The sequence below is a fragment of the Bifidobacterium sp. UBA4282 genome, assembly GCF_002394995.1.
In the GTDB taxonomy this organism is placed as follows: Bacteria; Actinomycetota; Actinomycetes; order Actinomycetales; family Bifidobacteriaceae; genus Bifidobacterium; species Bifidobacterium pullorum_B.
Genome location: NZ_DGVO01000041.1, coordinates 113,651 through 116,447 on the forward strand (window position 1 = coordinate 113,651; position 2,797 = coordinate 116,447).

2 protein-coding genes are annotated in these 2,797 nt (G+C 65.1%); both read left to right on the top strand.

The annotated features are described in order from the left end of the window. Positions 1–557 precede the first annotated feature (557 nt). On the top strand, positions 558–1,487 hold the full coding sequence (locus B4C31_RS06970; protein ID WP_291531891.1) for a DUF3152 domain-containing protein: 930 nt from the start codon (positions 558–560) through the stop codon (positions 1,485–1,487). After that, on the top strand, positions 1,472–2,539 hold the full coding sequence (gene gluQRS / locus B4C31_RS06975) for a tRNA glutamyl-Q(34) synthetase GluQRS (RefSeq protein ID WP_291531892.1): 1,068 nt from the start codon (positions 1,472–1,474) through the stop codon (positions 2,537–2,539). Before B4C31_RS06970 ends, gluQRS begins: the two co-directional genes overlap by 16 nt. The last annotated feature ends 258 nt before the right edge of the window (positions 2,540–2,797 follow it).

Sequence of the window (2,797 nt, forward strand, 5' to 3'; positions counted from 1 at the left end):
CCCCGCCGGGTCTTTTTGATGTAGGACTGTGGTTGTTATGCGTCAAAAGGACCTCTGGACCTGCTGTAAAAGGTCCTTTTGATGCAGGTTGTGCGGCATTGCGCGTCAAAAGGATCATAGGCCGCATGCCAGCGAGCGGACGTCTATACTGGATTCGGCGTGAGAGTTTCGAGGAGGTGTATGGCGTGAACGCTGACAAGCCTGCAAATGGAGGCGGCAAGCCCAGCCTCAACGCCGTTATTCGAGCTATCCGCGATTGGTTCGCCGGCGCCCTGCATGTGCTGGCCCATAAGGTGTGGCCCGCCGTCCGCTCCTTCACAACCCGTATGGTCGGCGCCATCGGTCGTGCCCTGCGACGGGGAGCGGCCCAGCTGGGGCCGATAGCAGTCCGTGCGGCTGGGGCCATCCGTTCCGCCGCGATCCGCGCGGCCGGCGCCATCGGTCGCGCTGCTCGACACCTCGTCTCGTTGGGATCTCAAGTGATCGGGGACCTGCGTCCGTCGGCCACGTCCGCGGACCCCGCAGCCACGTCCGACGGTGCGACGTCCGATGGTGTGATGTCCGCCGGTAATGCCAAGTCGTCTGCTGCCAACAACGCCGCTAAATCATCCGCCGGCACGGCGCACGTCTATCTGGTCCGCCGCATCGTGGTCTTCGGCTTGGCCGCGCTGATCATTCTCGCCATAGCACTCGGCATCGTATTCGGCGTACACGCCCTGGGCAGCAACAACGGTGCCGGTGCCGATAACGTCGGATCCCCGGCTCAGTCCCAGACCGCAGGCAACGCGGCCGATCAAGATTCCGGCTCCAAGGACAACGGCTCCAACGGGAAGGGGAACTCCGACAAGGACGCCGACGCGGAAACACAGACGGACGGCAAGGACGATGCGAACACCTCCGACCAGCAGTCCACCCCCGAACCGCTGACCGACGACGAACGCGCCGCCATCCTCTCCAAAGCCGAACAGACCGCCACCGAAAGCGGCAACGAGCTCATCACATACACGTACTGCGTCGCTTCCAAAGGCGAGGTCGGCGACCTGACCGAATTCTCCGACACGGTCTTTTCCACCCTCAACGACCCCCGCGGCTGGCCCCGCGCCGGCGCCGTCTTCCAGGAAGCCGACGGTACCGACCCCAACGCCTGCAGCATGACCCTCACTCTGGCCGCCGCCGACCAGATGACGTCGTTCTCCACCGAATGCAGCGACGAGTACAGCTGCCGCGTCGGCAACGACGTCGTCATCAACGTCGATCGCTGGAACAACGCCACCGAGGGCTGGCTCAACGCCGGCGGCACCGTGTCGCGGTACCGTACGATGGTCATCAACCACGAGGTCGGCCATCGCCTGGGACACCTCGACAACGAACTGACCTGCTCCGCCGTGAACCAGCCGGCCCCGCTCATGCAGCAACAGTCGATGGACCTGCTGGGCTGCACCCCGAACGAGTGGCCGCTCGACGAGGAACTGTGGGTGAGCGAGTGACCGCCGCCCCCGTAGCCGGTCGTCTGGCCCCCTCGCCGACGGGCCGCATGCATCTGGGTAACGCGTATGCGGCGCTTGCCGCCTGGCTGGGGGCACGCGCCGCGGGAGGGCGCGTGCTGCTGCGGATTGAGGATATCGACGCCCCGCGCGTGGTCAAGGACGCGGACCGTTGGATTATGGACGATCTGACGTGGCTCGGTCTGGACTGGGATGGCGACGCGGTCTACCAGTCGCAGCGGTTGGATGCATACGAGGAGGCGCTGCGGCGGCTGCGGGAACAGGGGCTGGTGTACCCGTGCTTCTGCTCGCGCGCGGACATCCGCGCCGCATCCGCGCCGAATGAGGGCGACGGGTTCCTGATCTACCCGGGCACATGCCGCAGGCTGCCTGCGGCGGAGCGGGAGTCGCGCGTGGCCCGAGGCGATCGGCATTCCTGGCGTCTGGCCGTGCCGGATGCATATGCGGACCCGGACCCTGACACATCCGTCATGTCGGAACACGCGGACTCTGACATATCTCGTGTGGACCGCGCTGCGTGCGATGCGGCGACCGAGGGACTGCCGCGCGTGGTATGTTTCGACGATCGCGTGTTCGGACCGCAACGTTTCGATCTGCCGCGGCAGTTGGGCGACGTGGTGGTGCGTCGTTCCGACGGGTTGTTCGCCTACCAGCTGGCGGTGAGCGTGGATGACATGGCGATGGGCGTCACGCAGATTGTGCGCGGGCGCGACCTGCTGCGGTCCACGGCGATTCAGTTGTATGTGCGGCGATGCTCGGGGGCGACCGATACGCCGGAGTTCGCGCACCTGCCGTTGATCGATGCGGCCGATGGCCGACGGATGGCGAAGCGGCTGAACTCGCTGGATTTGGGGGCGATGCGCGAGCGTGGCGACGACCCGCGTGCCGTGGTCGGCTACTGCGCGTGGCTGCTGCGATTGGTGGGCGAGCCGCGGCCGATGACGCCGCAGGAGCTGCTGCCGTTGTTCTCCTGGGATGCGGTGGCGGCGGATACCGCCGATCGTGTGGTGGATGGTGGGTCGCTGTTCCGCTGAGCTCTCGTGTGGCGCGGTCGGAACATGCCCGGCCTGTACGGACTCTGACACTTTGTGACCGTGATCGAAGTTTCAGAACGGCGGACTATAGCCATTCCTGAACTTGTGTCACAGTTGTGTTGCATCAGAGTCTGAACTGGCCTGGTTTTTGTTCCGTCCTTACAGTGAGGCGGCTTGTGCCGTCTGGTGTTCATAGTACTCGTTCTCGACCTGCTGTGGTGTCTTGTAATCCAGGGAAGCGTGCAGTCGCTTCGTGTT